The sequence below is a fragment of the Streptomyces sp. CLCI03 genome, assembly GCF_053615355.1.
In genome coordinates, this window is record NZ_CM132132.1 from 7,248,714 (window position 1) to 7,272,512 (window position 23,799).

General features: G+C 72.2%; 26 protein-coding genes and 3 pseudogenes. 12 read left to right on the forward strand and 17 right to left on the reverse strand.

Features of this window, described 5'->3' with window-relative positions:
* Nucleotides 1–11: 11 nt before the first annotated feature.
* Together ACWG52_RS33350 and ACWG52_RS33355 are read right to left on the reverse strand one after the other, a co-directional pair.
* Nucleotides 12–1,715 carry a SulP family inorganic anion transporter gene (locus ACWG52_RS33350; protein WP_389807028.1) on the reverse strand — a complete coding sequence of 568 codons (1,704 nt, stop codon included), beginning with the start codon at nucleotides 1,713–1,715 and terminating at the stop codon, nucleotides 12–14.
* A gap of 87 nt (nucleotides 1,716–1,802) precedes the next feature.
* Nucleotides 1,803–2,273, reverse strand: coding sequence for a pyridoxamine 5'-phosphate oxidase family protein (locus ACWG52_RS33355; RefSeq protein ID WP_389807027.1), 471 nt, complete (start codon nucleotides 2,271–2,273; stop codon nucleotides 1,803–1,805).
* A 215-nt stretch (nucleotides 2,274–2,488) separates the two neighbouring features.
* Here ACWG52_RS33355 and ACWG52_RS33360 point away from each other — a divergent pair, with 215 nt between their 5' ends.
* Nucleotides 2,489–2,752 (forward strand): hypothetical protein, encoded by a 264-nt coding sequence (locus tag ACWG52_RS33360; protein WP_389807026.1) that lies wholly within the window; start codon nucleotides 2,489–2,491, stop codon nucleotides 2,750–2,752.
* Between the two features lie 94 nt (nucleotides 2,753–2,846).
* Nucleotides 2,847–3,545 (forward strand): response regulator, encoded by a 699-nt coding sequence (locus tag ACWG52_RS33365; protein WP_389807025.1) that lies wholly within the window; start codon nucleotides 2,847–2,849, stop codon nucleotides 3,543–3,545.
* 15 nt (nucleotides 3,546–3,560) lie between these two features.
* Here the strand turns inward: ACWG52_RS33365 and ACWG52_RS33370 are convergent, their stop codons facing one another.
* The 3 genes and pseudogenes from ACWG52_RS33370 to ACWG52_RS33380 form a co-directional block, all read right to left on the reverse strand.
* The gene (locus ACWG52_RS33370) at nucleotides 3,561–5,291 is read right to left on the reverse strand and encodes a sensor histidine kinase (RefSeq protein ID WP_390166765.1); all 1,731 of its coding nucleotides are present in this window, start codon (nucleotides 5,289–5,291) and stop codon (nucleotides 3,561–3,563) included.
* Between the two features lie 151 nt (nucleotides 5,292–5,442).
* Nucleotides 5,443–5,694 (reverse strand): annotated as a pseudogene (locus ACWG52_RS33375) (universal stress protein); the annotation flags it as partial.
* A gap of 15 nt (nucleotides 5,695–5,709) precedes the next feature.
* A complete protein-coding gene (locus ACWG52_RS33380; protein ID WP_453126766.1) occupies nucleotides 5,710–6,051 on the reverse strand; it encodes a universal stress protein in 342 nt (113 codons plus the stop codon).
* A 12-nt stretch (nucleotides 6,052–6,063) separates the two neighbouring features.
* On the opposite strand from ACWG52_RS33380, the gene ACWG52_RS33385 reads away from it, so the two are divergent.
* A complete protein-coding gene (locus tag ACWG52_RS33385; protein WP_453126768.1) occupies nucleotides 6,064–6,189 on the forward strand; it encodes a hypothetical protein in 126 nt (41 codons plus the stop codon).
* A gap of 78 nt (nucleotides 6,190–6,267) precedes the next feature.
* Here the strand turns inward: ACWG52_RS33385 and ACWG52_RS33390 are convergent, their stop codons facing one another.
* Nucleotides 6,268–7,176, reverse strand: coding sequence for a universal stress protein (locus ACWG52_RS33390; protein ID WP_389807023.1), 909 nt, complete (start codon nucleotides 7,174–7,176; stop codon nucleotides 6,268–6,270).
* Between the two features lie 252 nt (nucleotides 7,177–7,428).
* Here ACWG52_RS33390 and ACWG52_RS33395 point away from each other — a divergent pair, with 252 nt between their 5' ends.
* From ACWG52_RS33395 to ACWG52_RS33405, 3 genes are all read left to right on the forward strand, one after another.
* Nucleotides 7,429–8,097, forward strand: a complete 669-nt coding sequence (locus ACWG52_RS33395) for a CBS domain-containing protein (RefSeq protein WP_389807022.1) — start codon at nucleotides 7,429–7,431, stop codon at nucleotides 8,095–8,097.
* A gap of 34 nt (nucleotides 8,098–8,131) precedes the next feature.
* Nucleotides 8,132–9,037 carry a universal stress protein gene (locus ACWG52_RS33400; protein ID WP_389807021.1) on the forward strand — a complete coding sequence of 302 codons (906 nt, stop codon included), beginning with the start codon at nucleotides 8,132–8,134 and terminating at the stop codon, nucleotides 9,035–9,037.
* Between the two features lie 141 nt (nucleotides 9,038–9,178).
* Complete coding sequence (locus ACWG52_RS33405) at nucleotides 9,179–10,171, forward strand: Acg family FMN-binding oxidoreductase (protein ID WP_389807020.1); 993 nt, start codon at nucleotides 9,179–9,181, stop codon at nucleotides 10,169–10,171.
* Here the strand turns inward: ACWG52_RS33405 and ppk2 are convergent.
* The 8 genes from ppk2 to ACWG52_RS33445 form a co-directional block, all read right to left on the reverse strand.
* Nucleotides 10,168–10,956 carry a polyphosphate kinase 2 gene (gene ppk2 / locus ACWG52_RS33410; RefSeq protein ID WP_371587276.1) on the reverse strand — a complete coding sequence of 263 codons (789 nt, stop codon included), beginning with the start codon at nucleotides 10,954–10,956 and terminating at the stop codon, nucleotides 10,168–10,170. The two genes, ACWG52_RS33405 and ppk2, sit on opposite strands and share 4 nt — an antisense overlap.
* A 139-nt stretch (nucleotides 10,957–11,095) precedes the next feature.
* Nucleotides 11,096–11,692, reverse strand: coding sequence for an Rv1733c family protein (locus tag ACWG52_RS33415; protein WP_453126772.1), 597 nt, complete (start codon nucleotides 11,690–11,692; stop codon nucleotides 11,096–11,098).
* A 41-nt stretch (nucleotides 11,693–11,733) separates the two neighbouring features.
* Nucleotides 11,734–12,234 carry a flavodoxin domain-containing protein gene (locus tag ACWG52_RS33420; protein ID WP_389807018.1) on the reverse strand — a complete coding sequence of 167 codons (501 nt, stop codon included), beginning with the start codon at nucleotides 12,232–12,234 and terminating at the stop codon, nucleotides 11,734–11,736.
* Nucleotides 12,235–12,455: 221 nt separating this feature from the next.
* The gene (locus tag ACWG52_RS33425) at nucleotides 12,456–12,905 is read right to left on the reverse strand and encodes a universal stress protein (protein ID WP_389807378.1); all 450 of its coding nucleotides are present in this window, start codon (nucleotides 12,903–12,905) and stop codon (nucleotides 12,456–12,458) included.
* A gap of 8 nt (nucleotides 12,906–12,913) precedes the next feature.
* Nucleotides 12,914–13,702, reverse strand: coding sequence for a hypothetical protein (locus ACWG52_RS33430; RefSeq protein WP_453126774.1), 789 nt, complete (start codon nucleotides 13,700–13,702; stop codon nucleotides 12,914–12,916).
* Nucleotides 13,699–14,457 (reverse strand): HAD family hydrolase, encoded by a 759-nt coding sequence (locus ACWG52_RS33435; protein ID WP_389807016.1) that lies wholly within the window; start codon nucleotides 14,455–14,457, stop codon nucleotides 13,699–13,701. The genes ACWG52_RS33430 and ACWG52_RS33435 overlap by 4 nt, the downstream gene beginning before the upstream one ends.
* Nucleotides 14,454–14,600: a hypothetical protein gene (locus ACWG52_RS33440; protein WP_389807015.1), complete on the reverse strand. Its 147-nt coding sequence runs from the start codon at nucleotides 14,598–14,600 to the stop codon at nucleotides 14,454–14,456. The genes ACWG52_RS33435 and ACWG52_RS33440 overlap by 4 nt, the downstream gene beginning before the upstream one ends.
* Nucleotides 14,601–14,605: 5 nt before the next feature.
* A complete protein-coding gene (locus ACWG52_RS33445; protein WP_389807014.1) occupies nucleotides 14,606–15,682 on the reverse strand; it encodes a zinc-dependent alcohol dehydrogenase family protein in 1,077 nt (358 codons plus the stop codon).
* 176 nt (nucleotides 15,683–15,858) lie between these two features.
* Between ACWG52_RS33445 and ACWG52_RS33450 the strand changes: the two genes are divergently transcribed.
* The 4 genes and pseudogenes from ACWG52_RS33450 (at nucleotide 15,859) to ACWG52_RS33465 (ending at nucleotide 19,083) form a co-directional block, all read left to right on the forward strand.
* Nucleotides 15,859–16,143 (forward strand): MBL fold metallo-hydrolase, encoded by a 285-nt coding sequence (locus tag ACWG52_RS33450; protein ID WP_389807013.1) that lies wholly within the window; start codon nucleotides 15,859–15,861, stop codon nucleotides 16,141–16,143.
* Nucleotides 16,144–16,202: 59 nt separating this feature from the next.
* On the forward strand, nucleotides 16,203–17,276 hold the full coding sequence (locus ACWG52_RS33455) for an MBL fold metallo-hydrolase RNA specificity domain-containing protein (protein WP_389807012.1): 1,074 nt from the start codon (nucleotides 16,203–16,205) through the stop codon (nucleotides 17,274–17,276).
* A gap of 51 nt (nucleotides 17,277–17,327) precedes the next feature.
* A pseudogene (locus ACWG52_RS33460) lies at nucleotides 17,328–17,405 on the forward strand (CBS domain-containing protein); the annotation flags it as partial.
* Nucleotides 17,406–17,610: 205 nt separating this feature from the next.
* Nucleotides 17,611–19,083 (forward strand): sialidase family protein, encoded by a 1,473-nt coding sequence (locus ACWG52_RS33465; RefSeq protein ID WP_389807011.1) that lies wholly within the window; start codon nucleotides 17,611–17,613, stop codon nucleotides 19,081–19,083.
* Between the two features lie 61 nt (nucleotides 19,084–19,144).
* On the opposite strand, the gene ACWG52_RS33470 is transcribed toward ACWG52_RS33465, so the two are convergent.
* On the reverse strand, nucleotides 19,145–19,558 hold the full coding sequence (locus tag ACWG52_RS33470) for a VOC family protein (RefSeq protein ID WP_389807010.1): 414 nt from the start codon (nucleotides 19,556–19,558) through the stop codon (nucleotides 19,145–19,147).
* The gene (locus ACWG52_RS33475) at nucleotides 19,555–20,118 is read right to left on the reverse strand and encodes a MepB family protein (protein ID WP_389807009.1); all 564 of its coding nucleotides are present in this window, start codon (nucleotides 20,116–20,118) and stop codon (nucleotides 19,555–19,557) included. Before ACWG52_RS33475 ends, ACWG52_RS33470 begins: the two co-directional genes overlap by 4 nt.
* Before the next feature lie 310 nt (nucleotides 20,119–20,428).
* Between ACWG52_RS33475 and ACWG52_RS33480 the strand changes: the two are divergent.
* Nucleotides 20,429–22,276 (forward strand): annotated as a pseudogene (locus tag ACWG52_RS33480) (glycoside hydrolase family 15 protein); the annotation flags it as partial.
* A gap of 61 nt (nucleotides 22,277–22,337) precedes the next feature.
* Here the strand turns inward: ACWG52_RS33480 and ACWG52_RS33485 are convergent.
* Entirely contained in the window at nucleotides 22,338–22,730 is a 393-nt protein-coding gene (locus tag ACWG52_RS33485) for a TOBE domain-containing protein (RefSeq protein WP_386017179.1), read from the reverse strand.
* A 141-nt stretch (nucleotides 22,731–22,871) separates the two neighbouring features.
* On the opposite strand from ACWG52_RS33485, the gene ACWG52_RS33490 reads away from it, so the two are divergent.
* The gene (locus ACWG52_RS33490) at nucleotides 22,872–23,777 is read left to right on the forward strand and encodes an oxygenase MpaB family protein (protein WP_389807008.1); all 906 of its coding nucleotides are present in this window, start codon (nucleotides 22,872–22,874) and stop codon (nucleotides 23,775–23,777) included.
* The last annotated feature ends 22 nt before the right edge of the window (nucleotides 23,778–23,799 follow it).

Here is a 23,799-nt window from a genome sequence, read left to right on the forward strand (position 1 = left end):
CCGGGACCTGCTCAGAGTGCCGGTTCGCGGCCTGTGCCGCGTTGCCAGTCCCGGTAGGCGGCGACGGCGGTGGGGAGCGTGGGGAAGATGTGCTCCGGCCCGATCTTCGCCGTCAACCCGTAGGCGTCGAGGGGGCGGCGCAGGTCGTGCTTGACCCGGGCGAGGGCGAACACGATGTCCTTCTCGGCGAGTTCGCCGCGCAGGGCCTCCACAGCGTCGAGGGCCGTGATGTCGACCTCGACGTTCGCTTCGGTGTTCAGGACGAACCAGTGCACCGGTTCGTCCTGAACCGCCACAGATGCCAGGGCCCGGCGGCGGAAGTCCTCGGCGTTGGCGAAGAACAGCGGGGAGTCGTACCGGTAGATGAGCAGACCGGGAATGGTGCGCGCGGTCGGGTAGTCGTCGATGTCGTGCATGCCGGCCAGACCGGGCACCATGCCCTCCACCGCGTCGTGGGGGCGGGCGACCCTGGTGAGGAGTTCGGCGACGGACAGCGCCACGGCGAGGAGCACGCCGTACAGGATGCCGAGGGCGAGGACGCCCAGTCCGCAGCCGAGGGCGAGCAGGAACTCGCGCCGGCGGAAGGCCGCCAGCCGGCGGAACTCGCCCACCTCGATCAGGCGTACGGCGGCGTAGACGACGATGGCGCCGAGGGCGGCCGACGGGGTGTGGGCCAGCAGTGGGCCGAGGAAGAGCAGGACGGCGGCCACGCAGACGGCGCCGACGAGGGAGTACGCCTGGGTGCGGGCGCCGGCCGACTCGGCGAGGGCGGTGCGGCTGGCGCTGCTGCTGACGGGAAAGCCGTGCAGGACGCCGGCGCCGATGTTGGACACACCGAGCGCGAGCAGCTCGCGGTTGGCCGCCAAGGGGTGCGGGTCGTCGTGGCGCGCGAAGGCGCGCGCGGTCAGGACTACGTCCGAGTATCCGACGAGGAGCACGCCGAAGGCGGGCAGGACCAGGTCGGCGTAGTCCGACGGATCGGGTAGGGCGAAGCCCGGAAGGCCGGTCGGCACGACTCCGATGACGCTGATGCCGTGGTTCTCGTCGAGGGCGAAGCCCGCCACCACGGCGGTGGCGAGCGCCAGCACGACGAGGGGCCCGGGCAGCGGGCGCCACACCCGGGGCAGGGCGAACAGAAGGGCGAGACATCCGGCGGCGAGCACGGCCGTGGGCAGGTGCACGTCACCGAGGTGGTGGAGGAAGGAGAGCAGTTGGGGGAAGAAGCCCGATCCACCACCGCTGGTCCCGGTCAGGCGGGGGAGCTGGTCCACGATCATGATCAGGGCGACCCCGGCCAGGTACCCGACGAGGACCGGCCGGGAGAGGAGATCCGCGAGGAAGCCCAACCTGGCGGCCCACGCGACGAGGCAGAGCAGGCCGACCACGACGGCCAGGGCCGCCGACAGCACCGCGTACCGCGCGGGGTCACCGGCCGCGATCGGGCCCACGGCCACGGCGGTCATGAGGGCGGTGGTCGATTCCGGTCCGACGGACAGCAGACGGGAGGACCCGCTGAGGGCGTACAGGACCATGGCCGGCAGGGCGGCCCACAGGCCCACGACCGGCGGCAGGCCGGCGACGCCGGCGTACGCCATGACCTGCGGTACGAGATAGGCGGCGACGGTGATGCCGGCCGGCACGTCACCCCGGAGCAGGCCGGCCCGGTAGCCGCGGAAAGCAGGTGGGACCGCCACGGTCCGTCCGCGCTTCGGCATGGCACCTCCGGAACTCCTGCGGGCGTGTGCCGCACCATCGTGACGTGCGGAGAGCCGCGTGGAGGTGAAGCGCGCGAAGGGGCACCGCTACGGGCCGCCCTCGCGCAGACGGAAGCCGGTGACCAGGTCGGGCCGGATCCGGATCGCTCCCGACGCGCCGCCCGCGGTCCAGCGCTGCAGCAGGCGCACGTACCGGTCGATCTCGGCGGGGTCGGTGACAGCGGTCGCGTAGCCGGTGGCGACCACGCTCCAGCCCAGGTGTTCGCCCGGGTCGATGTCGTCGGCCTCGTAGGCGACGACCACGCCCGCACCCTGCTGGGTCGCGAGCAGCGCGGCCAAGGTCGATCCGTCCTGGACGCGGACGATGATGTCGCCGGCATCGAGAACGTGGTTGACGGGGCGTACGGCGGGCAGCGCGTGGTGGGTGAAGACGATCCGGCCCAGTTCGGCGGTGCCGAGGAGCCGCAGCGCCTCGTCGACGCCGAGCTCTTCCATCCGCCGTCCCGGCACACCGACGGCAGGTGAAGAGGTGGTGGCACCGGCCGGGTGGCTTTTCATCGTGGACGTCCTTCGTCGAGCGAGCGGGCCGCGATCCGGACGGACGGCGTGGTGAGGGAGGCGAACACTCCGCGGACGAGCGGTCTGCTGCCAGGATCTCCACGCGCGCCGATCTCGGACAGGGGCCGATCGGCCCCCGGACGGGACCGCAGGGCCCATGGTCGCGATCGGTGGAACCACCAAGACTGAAGGCGGACTCGAACAGGAGGCCGTCCATGAGCACCCCTTCACCCACCCGTATTTCCGAGGCGTTGTCCGCCGACTGCCGCTCCCGACTGATGGAACTGGCCCATGAGGTCGACTTCGAGGAGGGGACGCGGCTCTTCCGGGAGGGCGGCCACGCCGACGCGGAGCGCGTGCGGACGCTGATGGACGCCGACACCGCCTTCGGCTCCGCGCTCGGCCACTGGGTCGGGCAGGTTCTCGCCGACCGGCTGCAGGCCGCCCGCGTGCGCCTTCTCGACCTGTACGCGCCCTAGGGCAGCGGCAGCTTCCTCTGATACGGGTGCGCCGTCCACCTTACTGAGATAATTCGGATGGAAATGTGTCATAGCGGCCGAATCGGAGGTGGTCATGTCCGACGATCCGAATGCCTCCGCCGGGGCACCGATCAAGGTGTTCCTCCTCGACGACCACGAGGTGGTCCGTCGCGGGCTGCACGACCTCCTGGACGGCGAGCCGGGCATCACCGTCGTCGGCGAGGCGGGCACGGCCGAGCAGGCACTGGACCGCGGGCCGGCGCTCCGCCCGGACGTGGCCGTGCTCGACGTAAGGCTCCCCGACAGCGACGGCATCACCGTCTGCCGAGAGCTGCGCTCCCGCATGCCCGGCCTGGCCTGCCTGATGCTGACGTCCTTCGACGACGAGGACGCGCTGTTGGACGCGATCATGGCGGGTGCCGCCGGGTACGTGTTGAAGCAGATCAAGGGCTCCGACCTGGTCTCCGCCGTACGGACGGTGGCGACCGGGCAGTCCATGCTGGACCCGGCCACCACCGCCCGTCTGATGCACTCCCTGCGGGACCCCGAGGCGGCGAAGGAGCCGCAGGACGCCCGGCTGGCGGCGTTGTCCGAACGTGAGCGGGCCGTCCTGGAACTCATCGGCGACGGCCTCACCAACCGGCAGATCGCCAAGCGGCTCTACCTGTCCGAGAAGACGGTCAAGAACCACATCTCGCGGCTGCTGGGAAAGCTCGGCGTGGAGCGGCGGGTCCAGGCGGCCGTCATCGCCGCTCAGGTGCACGAGCACGAGACCGGGACGGCGAAGCGGTAGCGACGACGGTGCCGGTCACCGCGGTGGTGGAGCCAGCGGCACCTGCCACTCCAGGCGCGTCCCCCGCGCTCCGTCGTCCCGCGCCGCGATGTGCATCCGGCCGCTCAGCCTTGCGGCACGCTCCGCCAGATTGCGCAGTCCACTGCGCCGACCGCTCTCGGACAGGCCGACGCCGTCGTCGGTCACGGTGATGGTCAGGTTTCCGGCGCCCGCCGCGATGGAGACCTCCGCCTGCGTGGCTTCGGCATGGCGGGCGACGTTGGTGAGTGCTTCCCCCACCACCGCGAGGGCCTCGTCCGCGACGGCCGACGGTACGTCGGTGTCGATCAGCCCCTCCACCCGCAGGGCCGGTGCGAAACCGAGAGCTGCCGCGGCCTCGTCCATGGCCCGGACCAGGCGGGAGCGCAGCTTGGACGACTGACCCGGGGTCCCGTGCTCGCGGAGTCCGAAGATGGTGGACCGAATGATCTTGATGGTGGCGTCCAGGTCGTCCACCGCACGGGAGAGCCGTTCGGACGCCTCGGGGTGGTCGATGAAGCGCTGGGCGCTCTGGAGGGTCATGCCGGTGGCGAAGAGGCGCTGGATGGCGAGGTCGTGCAGGTCGCGGGCGATGCGGTCGTGGTCCTCCAGCAGGCTCATCTGCTCGGTGTCGCGACGTCGTTCGGCCAGCTCCAGCGCGAGGGCGGCCTGGCCGGCGAATCCCGGCAGCGCGGCGATCTCCTCGCTGGCGAAACCGGGGCGGCCGTGCCGCCGGGCGAGCATCAGGACGCCGCTGAGCTTCTCCTCGGTGCCGACGGTGACGGCCACGGCCGGGCCGAATCCGGTCCACCTCTCGGGCTGGACGGTGACGCGCTCGTCGGTCGCCACGTCGGGGACCGTGACGAGGCCGTCGCGAGCCAGTGCGGCCTCGGCGAGCGTCCCCCGGATGCTGGGCAGGACGATCCCGCGGTGCGCCTCCGCCCCCTCTCCGAGGGCGAGGGAGCCCCGCAGTTCACCGGCGGAGCCCAGCAGGTAGAAGACGCCCATGTCCGCGGTGGTGATGTCCTTGGCCCGTTCCAGCATGCCTTCGAGGACGTCGTCCTCGGGCGCTCCGGAGAGCAGGGCGCTGGTGATGGCCGAGCCGGCCTCCAGCCAGCGCTCGCGCAGCCGGAGGCCCTCGAAGAGCCTGGCGTTCTCGATGGCGATGCCGGCCGCCACCGCGAGGGTCGACAGGACCGCCTCGTCCTCGGCGTCGAACTCGACTCCACCGCGCTTCTCGGTCAGATAGAGGTTGCCGAAGACCTCCTCACGGATCCGGATGGGGACTCCGAGGAACGAGTGCATCGGCGGATGGTGGGCCGGGAACCCGTACGAGGCGGGGTGCTCGGACAGCTCGGACAGCCGCAGTGCCTCGGGGTGGCGGATCAGCTCGCCGAGGATGCCGTGGCCGGAGGGCAGGTCCCCGATCTGCCCGCGCAGTTCGTCACTGATGCCGACGGGCAGGAACTGGGCCAGCTTCTTGTCGGTTCCGATGACTCCGAGAGCCCCGTACTCGGCGTCGACGAGGACCACGGCGGCCTCGACGATGCCGCGCAGGACCTGGGGCAGGTCGAGTTCCCGGCCCACGGACATGACGGCTTCGAGCAGACCGTTCAGCCGGTCCCGGGTGCCCCTGACCTCGTCGATCCGTACCTGCAGTTCGTCCAGCAGTTCGTCGAGCCGCAGCCGGGGGACACCGCCGCGGGTGGGCTGCTCGCCTGCGCTCATCCCCACCTCCGGCCGGAAGCGATGACGAGTCGGTCATCGCTTCCACGGTATCTCCGGCCGGAAGGCCCGGCCTTTCCGTACAGCGGGCCGTCGCGCCGTACGGCCTGCGGCGCGGCCGGTCGTGGCGGGCTCGGTCGGCCGGGACGGTGATCACCGGGCAGTGCGCGCGGTGGAGCAGGCCGTGGACGACGGATCCGATCCGCGTGCCGGTGTATCCGCCGCTGCCGCGGCGGCCCACGACGACGGACAGGGCGTGTTCCGCGGCCTGTGCCAGTTCCTCGACCGGGTGGCCGGTGAGTACCTCGTGCGTCACGTGCACGTCGGGGTACTTCTCGGAGGGGCCGGCGGTGGCTTCGGAGAGCACGGTGCGCTGCCCCCGCAGTGCCGTCCTCTCGTCGAGCATGATCAGCGGCCGCTGTCACACGCACACGACCCGCAGCGCCGCACCCCGCAGGTCGGCCTCGTCGAAAGCGAAGGCCAGAGCGGCCGCGGCGGACGCGCTGTCGTCGATGCCCGCGACGACGTAGGGCGGCTGCCCGCTGATGTGCTCGGCGTCGCCCACGACGACGACCGGACAACGGGCCTGGGCGGTGACGGGGACCACGAGCGAGCCGGCGCTGAAGACCTCCGCGGTGCGGCTCAGGTGCCGGGAGCCGAGGACGATCATGCGGGCTTCCCGTGCCGCACCGCCCAGGACGGGGGCGGGGAAGCCGCCGAGCAGATCACCGGTGACGGCGACCTCGGGGTGGCGGCCACGCACTCAATAGCACGTTTGTTCGAGTCTGTCGGATCCGGCCTGGCTCAGGGCGGTCTGGCCGGGGGTGCCGTCGACGTGCTGGGTGTCGTGCTGGGGCGGTACCGCGAGCACCAGGCGCAGCGGGAGCCGGCGCCGTTGTGACTCGTCGGCGGCCCAGGACAGGGCGAGGTGCCAGTCCCTGTCCCACGACGATGTCGCCGCTTCCTGCCGGGTGGACGGTCATGACCGGATCCCGAAGTCGCTGCCGGTCCGGGGGATGAGGAGCACAGGGCAGTGGGCGTGGTGCAGCAGGCTGTGCGTGGCCCTGCCCAGGTCGCGGGTCATTCCGAGGGCGCCGGGGACCCGGCGGCCGCCCATGACGAGCAGATCGGCGTGGCGGGACGCCTCGACCAGGACGCCGGCGACGGAGATGCTCTTCTCGGCGTCGGCCCGCACGTCAAGATCGGGGAACTCCTCGCGGATCGCGTCCGTGACGGCCCGCAGGGTCTCCGCGTGGCCGCCCGCGATCGCGTCGACGCCGTCGAGCATCGTGACCACCTCGCCGACGGAATCCAGCATGTGCCATACATGGAGCAGCCGCAGCGACGCTTTGTGCAGCTCGGCTTCCCGGGCGGCGTACCGGGCGTACAGGAGGTCGTGCTCGTCACGGACCGCCGCGAGGACGGTGCCGGTCTCCTCGACCTCGTCCACGCCGCGGACGACGATGACGGGGGTCATCGCGGCGGCCGCGACATCCAGGCCGACCGAACCGAGCAAGAGGGAGTCGAATCCGCCCAGGCCGCGGTTGCCGACCACGATCGTGCCGTGGAGCCCGGCCGCCCGGTGCAGGCTCTCGACGGCGCCCGTACGGCTGAACTCGGTGGTCACGCTCAGGCCCGGGAACGCGGCCGACACGGCCTTCGCCGTATCGTCCAGGAGCTCCCGACCGCCGACGCGGACCCGTTCGACGGTCTCCGCGGGCAGGTACAAGGCCCTGCCGTCGGTGTCGGCACCGTAGACGATGCGCAACGGTCGGTCCCGACGTTCGGCCTCCTCGGCCGCCCACAGGGCAGCGACGCGCGCCGGCTGCGAGCCGTCCACACCGACGACGACCGAGCTGGTGTCCGGCGTACGGAATGTGCTGTCCACGATTCCTCCCATCCGAGAAGCCATGAGGGACACCTTTCCCGCCGGCATCCTCGGAGCTTCGGGAAGAGGGCCGCCCGGGACCCCTCGACGGGACCAAAGGTCCCCATCGTCCTAGGCTCGGCACCTGGGGCCCTACGGGCCCTGGAACGGGACCGTTCGGCCCTCGATCACCGGCAGGCGACGACAGAAGGTGGGTGCACGCCCCGACAACGGACATCAGCCTCGCGCGACGCCGCGGAGCAGGAGGGTCTCATGAAACACATCAAGGTGGCGGACCTCATGACCGACGAGGTCGTCTCCGTGGCCCCGGGCACCGCCTTCAAGGACACCGCGAAGCTCCTCGCCCAGTACGACATCTCCGGAGTCCCCGTCCTGGACGACGAGGACCGTGTGGTGGGCGTCGTGTCGCAGACGGACCTGTTGGCCTATGCCGCGCCCGGCCCCGATACGTCCTGGCAGAACGGCACAGAGGCGGAGCCGCCCACCGCCGGCGATGTCATGTCCGCGCCTGCGGTCACCGTCCGGGCCGAAGAGACGGCGGCTGACGCCGCACGGCTGATGACCCGCCGGGGCATCGAACGTCTCCCCGTCGTGGACGTCGAGGACCGGCTCGTCGGCATCGTCACCCGCCGCGACCTGCTCCGCATGTTCCTGCGGCCGGACTCCGAGATACGCCGACGGGTCACCGGCGAGGTCCTCACGGAAGTGCTCGGTGTGCCGACCGGCGACATCGACGTCCACGTGGTGGACGGCATCGTCACCCTCGACGGCCATGTCGAGCGCCGGAGTCAGCTCACCGCACTCCTCAGCCTCGTCGAGCGACTCGACGGGGTCGTCACCGTGGCATCGCAGGTGACCGCCCGAACCGACGACACGGCGACCACGCACCCCGACCACGCCCGCCACGCGATGCCCTGGTGACGAGGCGCCGGACCGGACGCAGGAAGGCGCAGCCATGAAACACCACATCACCGTCGGAGCGGACGGCTCCCCGGAGAGCCGGGCGGCGGCACGCTGGGCCGCACGGGAAGCCGTCCTGCGGCAGGTGTCGCTGCGGCTCGTACACGCGGTCGACTGGCCCCTGGACCCCGTGCTCCCCGGCTTGGGACGCCAGGACGTCGACCTCTGGGCGGACCACGCGCTGACCGGGACGGTGCGGGAGCTGCACGAGCGCCACCCGCACCTGGAGATCTCGACCCGCTGCCTGACGGCCCGACCGGCCGCCGCCCTCGCGGCCGAGGCCGCCGACGCGGGTCTGCTCGTTCTGGGATCGCGCGGTCTGGGCGGCCTGGTCGGTTTCCTCGTCGGCTCGGTGGCGATGTCGACCGTGGTCGCGACCGACACCCCGGTCGTCCTCGTGCGCGTCGCCGACGACCCGGCGGACGCGGAGGACTCGGGGGACACGGAGGGCTCGGACGGCCCGAGCGCAGGTTCACGGGCCGAGGTCGTCGTGGGCGTCGACATCCACGAAGCGTGCGACCGGGTACTCGCCTTCGCTTTCGAAGAGGCGGCGCGGCGCGATCGCCCACTGAAGGCCGTGCACGGCTGGAAGATGCCGGCCGCCTACAGCTACGTCCCCTTCTTCGACCCGGACGACGAACGCGACATCGCCAGGAGCGTCACACGCATGGTGGAAGACGTGCTGCTGCCCTGGCGGCACAAGTTCCCGGAGGTGAGCGTCAGCCACGACGTTCGCCTGGGATCCGCGGGCGAGCATCTCGTTCGCGCCTCGCGGGGCGCGGGACTCCTCGTCGTGGGACGCCATGTGCGCCGCTCTCCCCTCGGCGCTCACCTCGGCTCGGCCGCCCACGCCGTTCTGCACCACGCGGCAGCCCCCGTGGCCGTCATCGCCCACGGCTGAAGGAGGCCCACCTGAGGGCGCCACCGCGACGCACCCGCGTCGGCCCCGCCTCACCCGCGCGGTGACGCACCACGCCACCACGCCACCTCATCCGTCGCCGTCGCGGCGCACGACCGAGGCCGCACAGACAGGAACAGTCCCGTGACCGCACCACACTTCGACCCCGACACCGTCATCCGGCTCGTGGGCGACGCCGTCACCGCCCCATCCATGCACAACGCCCAGCCATGGAAGTTCGTGTTCCACGTCGGGAGCGGTGCACTCTCCCTGTACGGCGACGCTGAACGCGCCATGACCCGAACCGACCCGGTCCACCGCAGCCTCCACCTCGGCTGTGCTGCGGCACTGTTCAACCTCCGCGTGTCCGCGGCCCGGAGCGGCCTCCCGGTCCGCGTGCAGCTCTTGCCCGACGACGCCGAACCATGGCTGCTCGCCACGGTGACCATCGACGAGACCGCGGACACGGACCGCGAGTCCGCCTCCCTGCACGACGCCATCCGGCGTCGGCACACCAGCCGGTACCCCTTCAGTGAGGAGCCGGTGCCGACGGAGCTGCTGGACGGCCTGTGGACCGCGGCGCGTCGGGAGGGCTGCCGGCTGACCGTCCCGGACACCTGGCACATCGACACCGTGCTCGGGCTCGTACGGGACGCAGAACACCGCGAGGAGATCGATCCGCTCGCCCGAGCGGAGACCACGGCCTGGACCTCCCCCACGCGGAGCGCTTCAGGCACACGTCCCGACGGCATTCCCACCACCGCGTTCGGCCCCAGGGCTGCCGGCGGGCCCGCCCCCGTACGCGACTTCGGTTGGGCCGACCCGATACCGGATCGCGGCTGGGCCGTGTTCGAGAAGCGACCGCAGCTGGCTCTGCTCAGTACCGAGCGGGACGCGAGAGTCGACTGGCTGCGCGCCGGTCAGGCGATGGAACGGGTACTCCTCCAGGCCACCGCCGACGGCCTCGCCACCTCGATGACCTCCCATCCCCTGGAATGGCCGGAGCTGCGCTGGACGGCCCGCGACCCGGTCGCGGCCATGGGACACGTACAGATGGTCTTCCGCCTCGGCTACGGCCCCCCAGGCCCCGACACACCCCGCCGCCCCTTGACCGAGGTGCTGGAAGTCCGGGACTAGGCAAGGGTGGCCGCGTGGTCGGGCACTTCGGTCTGCAGCTCCTTGGACGGACGCTGGTAGCCGGTGGACGGCGGCCTCGGCGGCAAGGTCGGCGACGGCACGGCCACGTCCTCGTAGGGAACCGAGGACAACAAGTGGGCCATCATGTTGAGCCGTGCGCTGCGCTTGTCGTCGCTCTCGACCACGTACCACGGGGCATCGGCCGTGTCCGTGTGGACGAGCATCTCGTCCTTGGCCCTTGAGTATGCCTCCCAGCGCGTGAGGGACTCCAGGTCCATCGGGGAGAGCTTCCACCGGCGCAGCGGGTCCTCCGCGCGGCGCCGGAACCGTTCCTCCTGCACCGCGTCGCTGACGGAGAACCAATACTTGCGGAGCAGGATCCCGTCCTCGACCAGCATCCGCTCGAACTGCGGGCACTGGCGCAGGAAGAGCTGGTGCTCGGCGGGCGTGCAGAAACCCATGACGTGCTCCACCCCGGCACGGTTGTACCAGCTGCGGTCGAAGAGGACGATCTCTCCGGCGGCCGGTAGATGCTCGACGTACCGCTGGAAGTACCACTGAGTACGCTCCCGGCCGGTCGGTGTGGGCAGGGCTGCGATGCGCGCGACACGGGGGTTGAGGTGCTCGGCGACGCGCTTGATCGTTCCTCCCTTGCCCGCAGCGTCACGGCCCTCGAAGACGACGACCAGGCGGGCGCCTTCCGCACGCGTCCACTCCTGGAGCTTGACCAGCTCCGTCTGGAGTCGCAGCAGCTCCCTCTCGTAGACCGCCTTCTTGAGACCCAACGCAACCACCGTCCCTTTCGCCATCGGGTGCTGCGATCAAGTCGGTCACGGTCTGCGCCTGCGCGCAAGGTTGCCTCGCGCGTCGCACGGGTGGCCGCTCGACGGCAGCCGCGCTCACTGCGCGAGGCCCGGGACGGTCTCAGTCATCGCCGGCTCCCTGCCCGGGGCGCAGGCGGCCGGACCACCGGGGCTCGATGTCTGCCCACTCCGATTCCCAGGACCGTGCGCTGCACGCGTCCACGATCCGCAGGCGCACGGCGACAAGGGCGCCGCCGACGAGAACGATGCCGGCCAGCGCTCCGGTGCCGATGCCCACCGCGTTCAGAGCGATGTCGGATCGGCTGGGCGGCGCGGCGGCCACGGTGCCGTTTCCGTCGACCCACAGACGGACCGTGTCCCCGTGCCGGGTTCCCGCCGGAACGGGGATGGTCGCGGAGTGTGGGCGCTGCGAAGGGTAGTGCCACGTTGCGGCCGCCACGGTGACCGGCCGGCTGCTGGGCAGTTCACCCGCTCGGTAGGTGGTCTCGCCGACGGTGGTGGCCGTCACGGTGTGCCGGTGGCGCGCGATGTTCTCGGCAGACCGGTGGCCGTCGGTCCAGGCGGACCGCCCGAGGGCGAAGCCGGCGATGACGGCCAGCAGACAGGTCAGCGCGAAGGCGGCACGCATACGGGTCCGGGTGCGGTCGGCATCCCGCCTGAGCGGGTTGGCTCCCGTCCCTTTCGTCCGCCGGTGCATGGCACACCTCCGTGCTGTGCGTGCCGAGCCGGGCCGTCCCTTCAGGCGGCGACGACCTCGGCGCTGATGTGGTGGGCCCAGTTCCGGATCCGTTCGGGGTCGCGGAAGTCCCCGCCCTTGCCCTGGCGCGTCAGTGCCTTGGCGAGGAAGCCCGGGGTGTGGGCCGTGACGCTGCCGCCGAAGGTCATGTGCTCGCGCGCTCCGACCAGCTGCATTTCCCGGGCGACGGCCGAGACCGGAGGGATGTCGTGTTCCTCGGCCGAACGGTCCAGCGGGCCGCTGCTGAACATCCACACCGGGCGGTGCCGGAGGGATTCGGCGTTGCGTTCCGCGCAGTGCTCGGCCTTGCTGTTCCAGCGGCCTGCGTAGAGGGAGCCGCCGAGGACCACGGCGTCGTAGGCGCGGACGTCGTGGACGTCGTCGGCGGGCAGCACGACCGCGTCGAGACCGTCCTCGCGGAGGGTCCTGCCGATCTGTTCGGCTATGCCTGCGGTGGCGCCGTGCCTGCTGCCGTAGGCGACCAGGACTCGCTTGGTGCTCATGGCGGGTGCTCCTTGATTCCGTGGTGCGGGGCTGGTGCCCACTGTCACGCCGCCGACGGCTTGTCCGCATGGGCCGGACGGATCCCTACAGGGACCATTCGGTCCTCCGTCCGGCCGAGGAGCGCTGCTGAGGAGGTGAGCGCCGAGACACCCATCGGCGCAGGACCTGTCCCGGCCCGCCGCGACGTACCGGCCCGCCGGATCGCACGGTGATGCGGTGGCTATGCGACGGGCACGTCCTGTCGGATGATGGTGATCGGGCACGGAGCGTGGAGCGCCGCCTGCTGGCTCACCGAACCGAGCAGGGCTCGGCTGAAACCGCCGCGCCCCCGGCCGCCCACGACCAGCATGTCCGCACCTTGTGCCGCATCCACCAGGACATCGACCGGATTTCCGCGCACCAGGCGCTGGTGCACGGACGCGGCGCCGTCCTCACCGAGGACCGTGCGCACCTCCTCGACCAGACGCCGCTCGGCCTCTTCCTCGTCGAACGTGGCGTCCACCGCCGGCGCCGACCACGACGCGGCACCGGGCAGGTCCCAGGCGCCGACCGCCTCTACGCGTCCCCCCACCAGCCCTGCGTACCGGACCGCCCAGCGCAGCGCGGCCTGGGACGAGGGCGATCCGTCGACACCCACCACGATCCGCGGAGCCTCTTGTTGCCTGTTCATCATCCCGTTCACCTTTCCCAACGGCTGATACATCCACAGTGTGTGCATCGCGAACGCGCCGCCACGTGAGACGGCACAGCCTCCGCTCCACACATTCGACTTCCGATCCGCCGGTACCGGCCGCCCGTCGCATCAGCTCCCTGGTAGTCGGAACCATCGCTCCTGGCCTGCGGAAACGCGTTCGTGCCGGCCTCCGGGCAGGACCAGGGGCACCGGGCCCAGGAGCGACGAGGGGACGCTGATGCCGAGCCGAGCCGACCCGGCCGGAACCGGATACGGATGTCCCGGTGCCCCAGGTAGGAGATCGAGAATGAGGAACCGGGCACCTGTGAGAGGGGCACCGGGTCGATGCGCAGGCCGTCGCCGTGGGGTTCGAGTCCGACGATGCCGCGCTCGACGAGGCAGAGGGTGCCGCTCATGGCACCGAGGTGGATCCCTTCGCCGGTGGTGCCGCCCTGTGCGTCCGTGATGTCACTGAGCAGGGCTTCCTGGCAGTGGCGCCAGGCGTCCGGGCCCTGCTGCCGGGCGAGGATCCAGCCGTGGACGAGGCTGCTGAGCGTGGAGCCGTGGCAGGTGCGCCGCAGGTAGTGGTCCACCGTCCTGCGCCAGAGGCCGTCGTCGAAGGGGTATCCGAGCCGCGTGAACAAGGACGCGAGTTCGGCGGGGCGGAAGAGGTGGCCGAGCATGAGGGTGTCCGCCTGCTTGGAAGCCCGGTAGCGGTTGGGGGTGTCGGATTCGACCAGCCGCTCGGTCCGGGGATCGTAGCGTCGGTACTCCCATCGCCATGCGGTGGTCACGGGCGATCGCCTTCGAGTACGGCGGGCAGCCCGCCGAGGTCGGGGAGGACCAGATCGGCGCCGTGCGCGCCCAGGGCGTCCCTCATGCGTGGGTCGTCCTCGCGGTCGAGCCCCACCACCAACCGGAAGCCGCCCCGGTGTCCGGCCTCGACGCCGGCGAGAGCGTCCTCCACCACGGCGGCATGTGCGGGGGGCACGCCAAGACGGCCGACAGCTTCGAGGAAGAGTGCGGGTTCGGGTTTGCCCGGAAGCCCGAGCACGGCCGCGTCCTGGCCGTCCACCAGGGCGTCGAAACAGTCCGCGAGTTCCGCGGACTCCAGGAGGGAGCGGGCGTGCCGGGAAGCCGAGACAGCCGCGCACCGCACCGCCTTTCCATGCAGTTCCTGGAGTGCCGGCCGCACGTCCTCGAAGGTGCGGACGCCGTCGGTCCGCAGCATCGCGGCGAAGACCTCCTCCTTGCGGGCGGCGACCGCGTGGACGGTGGCGCACCCGGGCGGGTCCTCGGGCGTTCCGGGCGGGAGGTCGACGTGACGGGCGGCGAGGAAGGCGCGTACGCCGTCGAGGCGGGAGCGGCCGTCGACCAGGTCCCGGTAGTCGCGGACGGCGTCGAACGGGCGCGGTCGCGCACCGGCGTGCGATGACTGCCACTCGGGGAGGCAGCCGTCGAAGGTCTCCTTCCAGGCGGCCGCATGGCGGTCCGCCGTGGCCAGGAGCACTCCGTCGGTGTCGAAGACGACCGCGCGCAGGCCGTTCATGAGCCGTCGGCGCCGCACCGCCGGCCCAGTTCGTCGCGGCTCGGACCGAGGGCTTCGCGGCGGGCCGCCAGGCGGCGGCCCAGGTCGGTGCGTCCGGTCAGCTCGCCGGAGTGCCGGGGACGGATGCTCGGCATGCTCGTCACGGCACTCACCGCTCCTCGGGCGGTACGGCGACCGTGTCGTGCTGCGGTCCGCCGAGTACGACCTTGAGGGCGCCGGTCTCTCCCGCGCGGGAGAAGACGTCGTACGCCTCTTCCATCCGGTCCAGCTCGAAGCGGTGGGTGACCATCGCGGCCCCGGGCAGGCGGCCCGCGGCCATCATCCGCAGCAGCATGGGGGTGGAGTGGGTGTCGACGAGACCGGTGGTGATGGTCACGTCCTTGATCCACAGGTCTTCGAGGTGGAGGACGGCGGGCTTGCCGTGGACCCCGATGTTGGCGACCCGGCCACCCGGGCGGACCATGCGGGTGCACATCTCGAACGCCTCGGGCACGCCGACGGCCTCGATGACCACGTCCGCGCCGAGCCCGTCGGTGAGGTCCTCCACCAGCCGCTCGGGCTCCTCGTCCGCGCTCGCGGTGGCATCGGCACCGAGGCCGCGGGCGGCGGCGAGCCGGGACGCGGCGAGGTCGACGGCGATGATCCGCCCAGGGCTGTAGAGCTGCGCCGTGGCGATGACGGCCAGCCCGATGGGTCCGGCACCGACCACGACGACGGTGTCGCCCGGGCGCACGTTGCCGTTGAGCACGCCGACCTCGTAGGAGGTCGGGAAGATGTCGGCGAGCAGTACGGCGTCGTGGCCGGCCAGGGCGCTGGGCAGCGGGTGGACGGAGAGGTCGGCGAAGGGGACGCGGACGTATTCGGCCTGGGTGCCGTCGATGGTGTGGCCCAGGACCCAGCCGCCGCCTCCGCGGCACTGGCCGTAGTGGCCCTCGCGGCAGAACCGGCAGCGGCCGCAGGCGGAGATGCAGGAGATCAGGACGCGGTCGCCGGGGCGGACGCCGCGGACATCGCCGCCGGTCTCGACGACGGTACCGACGGCCTCGTGCCCCAGGATCCGTCCCGGTGTGACCTCGGGGACGTCGCCCTTGACGATGTGCAGGTCGGTGCCGCAGATGGTGACGGCGTCGACCCGGACGATCGCGTCGGCGGCGTCCTTGATCGAGGGGTCCGGAACATCCTGCCAGGAGGTCTGTCCGGGCCCGTGGAAGACGAGTGCCTTCATGGCGCGGCCTTCTCTCTGTGCGCTGTGCGGGAGGGGTCACCATCAGGCTGTGCTCGCACCCCCTGGTCCCGCTTGGGCCGGTCGGCCCCTACCCGGGACCGGTCGGTACCCGGCGGACAGGGCGCCGCGGTGCGACGGTGGAGACCGGCATCCGCTCCCGAAAGAGGGCCGCTGCCATGTCCCGGTCAGCCCCGTGCCCCGCTACCGCCCGCCCGGCCCTGCTGAGGTTCCTCGGCGGAGTGCGGACGGTCACCGGCAGCAAGTTCCTGGTCGAGAGCGACCACGCCCGGATCCTTGTCGACTGCGGACTCTTACAGGGTGTCGCGGACCTACGGCGCCGCAACTGGGACAAGCTGCCCTGCGACGCCTCGGACATCCACGCCGTCGTCGTCACACACGCCCACCTGGACCACTGCGGCTACCGCGCCTGGTCCGGCACGGATTCCGAGGGCCGATCCTGACCACCGCGGCCACCGCCCGGCTCGCCGAGATCGTCCTCGGCGACAGCGCCCGCCTCCAGATGGAGGCCGCCGAGCACGCCAACCAGCACGGCTGGTCCAAGCATCGGCCCGCCAAGCCGCTCTACGACGACGATGACGTCGACCGCACGATCGAGTACGTCGACCCGGTACCGGTGGGCAGCGAGATCGAGATCATGGCCGGCACGAAGCTGATGCTGCACCACGGCGGCCACATCCTCGGCTCCGCCTGGGCGCACCTGACGCCGGAGGACGGCCACACCCTTGCCGTCAGCGGCGACCTCGGCCGCCCCGGCCACCCGCTCCTGCTGCCGCCCGAGCCGTTCTCCGGCGCCGACGTCCTGCTGATGGAGTCGACGTACGGGAACCGTCGCCACGACCACGGGAGCGCACGGCGCGCATTCGCCTCGGTGATCACCCGCGCACTGGCCCGGGGCGGAACCGTGGTCATCCCCGCCTTCGCGATCGACCGCACCGAAGTCGTCCTGCACGAACTCGCCGCCCTGCGCGGCGACGGCACCTTGCCCCGCCACGTACCCGTCTACGTCGACAGCCCCATGGCCCTGGCCGCACTGGACGTCTACCGCGACGCCGTACGGGCCCACTCACCCGAGCTTCGCCCCGAGATCCTCGCCCGGGGCGAGGCGGCGATCAGCCCGGAACCCTTCCTGGCCGCCCGCACCGTCCAGGAGTCCATTGACATCAACAACTCCGGCGGACCGGCGCTCATCGTCTCGTCCGCCGGCATGGCGACCGGCGGCCGCGTCCTGCACCACCTCCACCGGATCCTGCCCGACCTCCGCAACGCCGTGGTCATCGTCGGCTTCGCCGCCGCCGGCACCCGCTCCCGAGACCTCGTCGACGGCGCCCGCACGCTCAAGATGTTCGGCGAGTACGTCCCCGTACGCGCCGAGGTCGCCGACGTCCCGCTGTTCTCGGCGCACGCCGACGCCGACCAGATCATCGACTGGCTGCGCGCCGCCCCGGCCCCGCACACCACCTACCTCGTCCACGGCGAGCAGAGCGCCGCGGAAACGCTGCGGGACCGGATCGATGACGAACTGGGCTGGACGGCCGTCGTACCCAAGTTCGGGGAGGCCGTGCTGGTCCGCTGACCAGGGCCGGACGGCCCCGGCGGTCTGCACCCGCCCACCCGCGCCGACCTGATGACCACCCCGGCCGTCACGATCCGCCCCGACACCACCTTGCACCGGGCCGCCCACCTCATGGCCGAGCGGCACATCGAGCGCCTGCCTGGCGGCTCCGCCGTGCCCGTCCGTGACTCCGGGGGCGACTCCGTCGTTCGGCCCATCAAGGGCACCGGCCGCAGCGCCGAAAAGGACCGAGCGGAGTCCCCCCACCCTTGCGTTCCGGTACGGCTCCGCGCCCCGGGCCGCCCCGACGACGGCGTCCCGGGGCCCCAGCCGACCGGCCCGGAGGAGATCCCGCATGCGCGCCGTCCTGCCCCTGACCGCCGTCACCACCGCCGCGCTCCTGCTCGTCACGGTCACCGGAGTGACGTCCGCGGCGGACCGGAACCCCGACGGCACGCCGCCCCTGGTCAAGGTGTCCCACGGCGACCCGTACGCGGACTGCACCATCGGCGCGAGATCCCCCGACAGCGTCGCCTACCCGGGCACCGAGGTCGAGCCGTACCTGTCCGTCGATCCGCGCGACTCCCGGCGCGTGGTCACCGTGTTCCAGCAGGACCGCTGGAACGACGGCGGCGCCCGCGGCCTGGTGGCGAGCTGGACCACGGACGGCCGCGCCTTCCACCGGAGCACGCTGCCGTTCAGCCTCTGCGCCCCGGGCGGAGCGGACTTCGAACGGGCCACCGACCCCTGGGTGAGCACCGGACCGGACGGAACCGTCTACGCGAGCGGCGAGGGCGTCGACTTCGTCAAGAGCACGCGCACCGGCCTGCTGGCCGCCACCTCCCACGACGGCGGACGCACATGGCAGAACCTCACCACCACACACGTCGACGAGCAGCCGTTCTTCAACGACAAGCCCTCGCTCACCGCCGACCCGATCCGCAAGGGCACCGCCTACCAGGTCTGGAACCGCCTCGACAACGACCCGCCCGGCGCCGGCTCCCTCGACGGTCCGGGCTACATCTCCGTCACCCGTGACGGCGGCCGCACCTGGAGCGGGGCCCGGCGCTTCGTCGACACCAGCACCGTGCCCGACACCCAGACCATCGGCCATCAGATCGTCGTGGACCGGCACACCGGCACCCTGTACGACTTCTTCGACCGCATCACCTACTCCGAGGACCTGAGCACCGTCGTCGAGGCCCGCTACGAGATGGTCACCTCGACCGACGCCGGAGAGACCTGGAGCGCCCCGGTCACCGTGGCCGAGGACACCTCCGTACCGGAGGTCGACCCGAACGACCCCACCAAGGCGCTGCGCGCCGCGTCCACCCTGCCCAGCCCGGCCGTCGACCCGAAGTCGGGCACGCTCTACATGGCGTACGAGGGCTCGGACTTCTCCGGCGGCGAGTTCGATGCCGTCCAGCTGGTGCGCTCCACCGACGGCGGCCGCACCTGGGGAGCCCCGGAGCTGATCAGCCCGGCGGGGGTGCCGGCCTTCTCCCCGTCGGTCGCGGTCGACGAGCGGGGCACGCTCGCGCTCACCTACTACGACCTGCGCTTCCTCCGGCCGGGCAACACCACCACCCTGCCCACCGCCTACCAGCTGGCCACCCTGCCGCACGGAGACCCGCGGCGACGCACCGAACGCCAGATCTCGCGGGTCTTCGACTGGCTGCAGGCTCCGTTCGCCGGGGGCTACTTCCTCGGCGACTACCAAGGCCTGGTGGCCGACGGCAAGGGAGTACGGGCGGTGCTCACCGAGACCCACTCCGACGCACCGGAGAACCGTACGGACGTGTACACCGGCACGTTCCGCACCCACTGACCCGACGCGGACGCCGTCGGTCGGCCGGCCCGACCGCCGCCGGCCGCGGGGGTCCCGCGCGTCAGTCCGGGGCGGTGAACGCGACGAGTTCGACCTCGAAGCCGTCCGTGTTCTCCAGATAGGCGGCGTAGTGCCGGGAGCCGCCCGCGTGGGGATGACGGTCCGGGAACATCAGCTGCCAGCCGTGGCGGGTGGACTCCCGCGCCAGACGGTCCACCGCCGCCGCGTCCTCCACGTGGAAGGCCAGGTGGTTCAGCCCCGGCCGGCAGCGGTCGTGCCGGTCGGCGCTGAGGGCCGGGGACCGTTCGACGACCAGGTACGTCGGCCCCAGCCGCCAGCTGCGGCCGTCGGCCCAGTGCTGGTAGGGGGTGTGCCCCAGGGCTTCCAGGAGCCAGCCGAGGGAGGCGATCGCGCGGTCGAGGTCCGGCACCCACAGCTCGACGTGGTGCAGCGTGCCGCTGACGGGCCGGCTCACGAGTAGAGCTTCCGGGCGCGATCGAGATCGACGGGGCCGTCCTCGGGCCGGGGCAGCGGCAGGAAGTGTTCCAGCTGCCACTTCTGGGCACTGCCGGCCTGCCGGTTGGTGGTGGTCACCCAGGGCGGATAGACCCGGAAGGCGCGCTTCCCGCCGGCGCCGTCCGTCGAGACGATCCCGTGCCGGCGGAGCGCGTCCAGGGGGAGGACGAACTGGCCGAAGTGCTCACCGTCGCGCGTACCGATGACGAAGAGGTCCACCGGGTCCGCGGCGTCGAACGGCTGGATCGGTCCCTGCGGTGAGCGCTTCCAGACGGTGACGAACTGGCCGACCTTCGTGGGGGTCGTCCTCGCCGCGCGGAACCGGACGGCGAGGCCGTCCACGGTGAAGGTGTGGGCGGCGTAGTCGGCGCTCTCCGCCTCCGGGACCGGCTGCGAGCAGGTGAACCCGCAGGGGTCGTAGACGAGCGCCTTCGCCGCGACGAGGTCCGCGTGGGCCGTGGTGGTGTCCGACCAGGGCCGGGGGAGTGGAAGGGGTGCGGGTGCGCGGTGCGTCGTCATGCCCTCACCCTGTCATGACACGGGACCGGTCCCGCGGCCCGCCGTCCGGTGACCACGGCTCCCGCGTCCACCGGACCACGGCCTGCGGACCACGGCCTGCGGACCGCGGCCTGCGGACCGCGGCCTGCGGACCGCGGCCTGCGGACCGCGGCCTGCGGACCGCGGCCTGCGGACCGCGGCCTGCGGGCCGCGTGGCGATCACCGGCGCAGGATCCGAGAATGAGAGGCGGCCCGAGCCACGCGAGGCCGAAGCCGCGGGCCGCGCGGGCCCGCGCGGCCCGAGGGTCTCCCCGCGAACCGTGGAGGGCCGATGCGTCCCTATCCGCCCATCGCCGAGCACGGACTGATCGGGGACCTCCAGACGTGCGCGCTGGTCTCCTCCGAGGGCGTGCTGAACTGGTTCTGCTCGCCCCGTTTCGACTCACCCAGCGTCTTCGCCGGGCTGCTCGACCACGACCACGGCGGATACTTCGCCATCACCGCGGACACCCCCGCCGCCGAAGGCGGGACCGAGGGCGCCGGAGTCGTCACCCGCCAGCTCTACCTCGCCGACACGGCCGTCCTGATCACCCGGTTCCTCACACGGGACGGCGTGGGGGAAGTGGTCGACTTCATGCCCGTCGACGACCCGCACACCGTCACCGACCGGCACCGGGTGGTACGGGTGCTGCGCGTGGTACGAGGTTCCGTGCGCTTCGCGCTGGAGTGCCGGCCGCGCTTCGACTACGGCCGCGCCCCCCACGCCCTCGTCGTGGAAGGCCCGGCCGCGCGCTTCGAGGCGCCGGGCACCACCGCCCACCTGCACGCCGTCGGACACGTCACGCTGGAGGCCGACGGCAGCGACGTACGGTCCACGGTGACGCTGTCCGCCGGTGAACGCGCGGCCGTCGTCCTGACGGTCTGCGACGCGGGCGCCGAGCCGCCCCGGCCGCCGACGCCCGACGACCTGGTGGAGGAGTTCGCCGCCGTACGCCGCTACTGGCACGACTGGATCGGGCACTGCACCTACCGGGGCCGCTGGCAGCAGATCGTCAACCGCTCCGCCATCACCCTCAAGCTCATGACGTACGCGCCCACCGGCGCGCCGATCGCCGCCGCGACCATGGGCCTGCCCGAGGAGGAGGGCGGCGAACGCAACTGGGACTACCGCTACACCTGGATCCGCGACGCCTCCCTGGCCGTGCGCGCCATGCTCGACCTCGGGTTCGCCGACGAGGCCGACGCCTTCCGCGGCTGGCTTCAGAGGCGGATCATGGACGGTTCCGCCCCCAACGGCGAGCCGCTGCAGATCATGTACCGCGTGGACGGGGATCCGTACCTGTCCGAGGAGACCCTCGGCCATCTCGCGGGGTGGCGCGGCTCGGCCCCGGTGCGCGCGGGCAACGGCGCCGCCGGACAGCTGCAGTTGGACATCTACGGCGAGGCGGTCTACGCGCTGGTCCAGGCGGGCCGGTCCGGGGAGTCGGCCGGCTACGACGGCTGGCAGCACTTCGCGGAGGTCCTGGACTGGCTGTGCGACAGCTGGGACCGTCCCGACGAGGGCATCTGGGAGACCCGCGGCGGCCGGCAGGACTTCACCTACAGCCGCGTCATGTGCTGGGTCGCCCTGGACCGCGGCATCCGCCAGGCCACCGCCCTCGCCCGCCCGGCCGACATCCCCCGGTGGACCGCCGCCCGGGACGCCATTCTGCGCCAGATCATGACCCGCGGCTGGAGCGCGGAGCGTCGGGCGTTCGTCCAGCACTACGGCACCACCGTCCTGGACGCCTCCCTGCTGATGATGCCGCTGGTCGGCTTCATCTCCCCGAAGGATCCCCGCTGGCTGTCCACCCTGGAGGCCATGGACGGCGAACTCGTCTCCGACAGCCTCGTCTACCGCTACGACCCCGCCGCCTCGCCCGACGGCCTACGGGGCTCGGAAGGCACCTTCTCCCTGTGCAGCTTCCTCTACGTCTACGCCCTCGCCCGGGCCGGTGAGGTCGAGCAGGCCCGTTACGCCTTCGACAAGATGCTCACCTACGCCAACCACGTGGGGCTCTTCGCGGAGGAGATCGGGCCCAGGGGCGAGCAGTTGGGCAACTTCCCGCAGGCCTTCACCCACCTCGCCCTGATCGTCGCGGCCCTCGCCTCGACACGGAGCTCGACAAGGAGTGAGCGGGCCGACCCCGACTCACCGAGCCGAGCGGTCGGCCAGGGCCCGGTCGGCTCGGTCGGCCCGGTCAGTCGAGGTCGATGTGGACGCTGGTGGACTTCACCCGGGCGACGGCCCGCACGCCGACCGCGAGCCCGAGCTCCTCGACCGCCTCGCGGGTCAGCAGGGAGACCACGCGGTGCGGACCGGCCTGCATCTCGACCTGGGCGGAGACCTCGCCGAGCGTCACCGCCGTCACGATCCCGGGCAGCGCGTTGCGCGCCGACGTCGCGGACTCGCCGTCCCCCTCGGCCGCCTCCTGGGCGAGCGCCACGCAGAAGGCGGCCAGATGCACGCCCTCGACCATCCGCTTGTTGCCCTCCCGCAGGGTCGGGAAGCGACCCGCGTCCGCCCAGCGGCGCGCGGTGTCGGTGCTGACGCGGAGGAGTTGGGCGGCCTCGCCGATCGTGTAGAGCTGCACGCCGCAACTCTATGCCGCCGACGCCCGGGCCGGCGCTCGGCAAGAGACGGGAAGGAACGGTTCGGCCCCCGAGGTTCCGCCGACCGCGGCCCCCGATCGGTAGGCTGGAGCCGCCGGACGCCTGTGACGGGGAGGTACGCGATGGGGACCACCGGTACCGGACCGCGCCCCGGCGCCGACCCGGGGCTGTACGGCCCGTCGTCCGTCACCTGGCAGTGCCACGGCGACCCGATGATGTGGATCGCCGGACTCCGCGCGCTCTACCTCCAGGCCCTCCACCCGCGCGCCGTCCGCGGGGTCATGGAGAACTCCGACTTCCGGCGGGACGCCTGGGGACGACTGCTGCGCACGGCCGACTTCGTCGGCACCCTCACCTACGGCACCACCGAGGCCGCCGAGCACGCCGGTCTCCGCGTCCGCGCGATCCACCGCAAACTGTCCGCCACCGATCCGGACACCGGCGCACGCTTCCCCGTGGACGACCCCGAGCTGCTGCTGTGGATCCACTGCGCGCAGATCGACAGCTTCCTGCACGTCCTGCGCCGCTCCGGCGTCCGCCTCACCCCCGCCCAGGCCGACCGCTACGTCGACGAGAACCGGGTGAGCGCCCGCCTCGTCGGGCTCGAACCGGCCACGGTCCCCGCCGACACCGCCGCGCTCGCCGCGTACTTCGAGGCGATCCGCCCCGAACTCGCCGCCGGCCCCGACGCCCTCGCCGTGGACGACTTCCTGCGCGGCCCGCCCGTCCCCGCCCTCCTCGTACGTGGCCGAAACCTGCTGTGGCCGCCGATCGCCGGTCTGGCGTACGGTTCCCTCCCGGGCTGGGCGCACCAGCTGTACGGGCGGCCCGCACCGGCCCCGCGCAGCGTCACCCGACGCCTGCGCCTCACCGGGCGCGTACTGCGCAGCATTCCCGCAGGTCTACGCTGGCAGCTGCCTCCAGGTCACATCTTGAAAGCGATGCGTCGCATGGGCCCCGGGAGCCGCCCCTCGCCGTACACACTGCGTACATCAGCGGCCATACTGGACCGGCCGGGGAGGGCGTAGCACGACAACGGGGGCGGCTTTA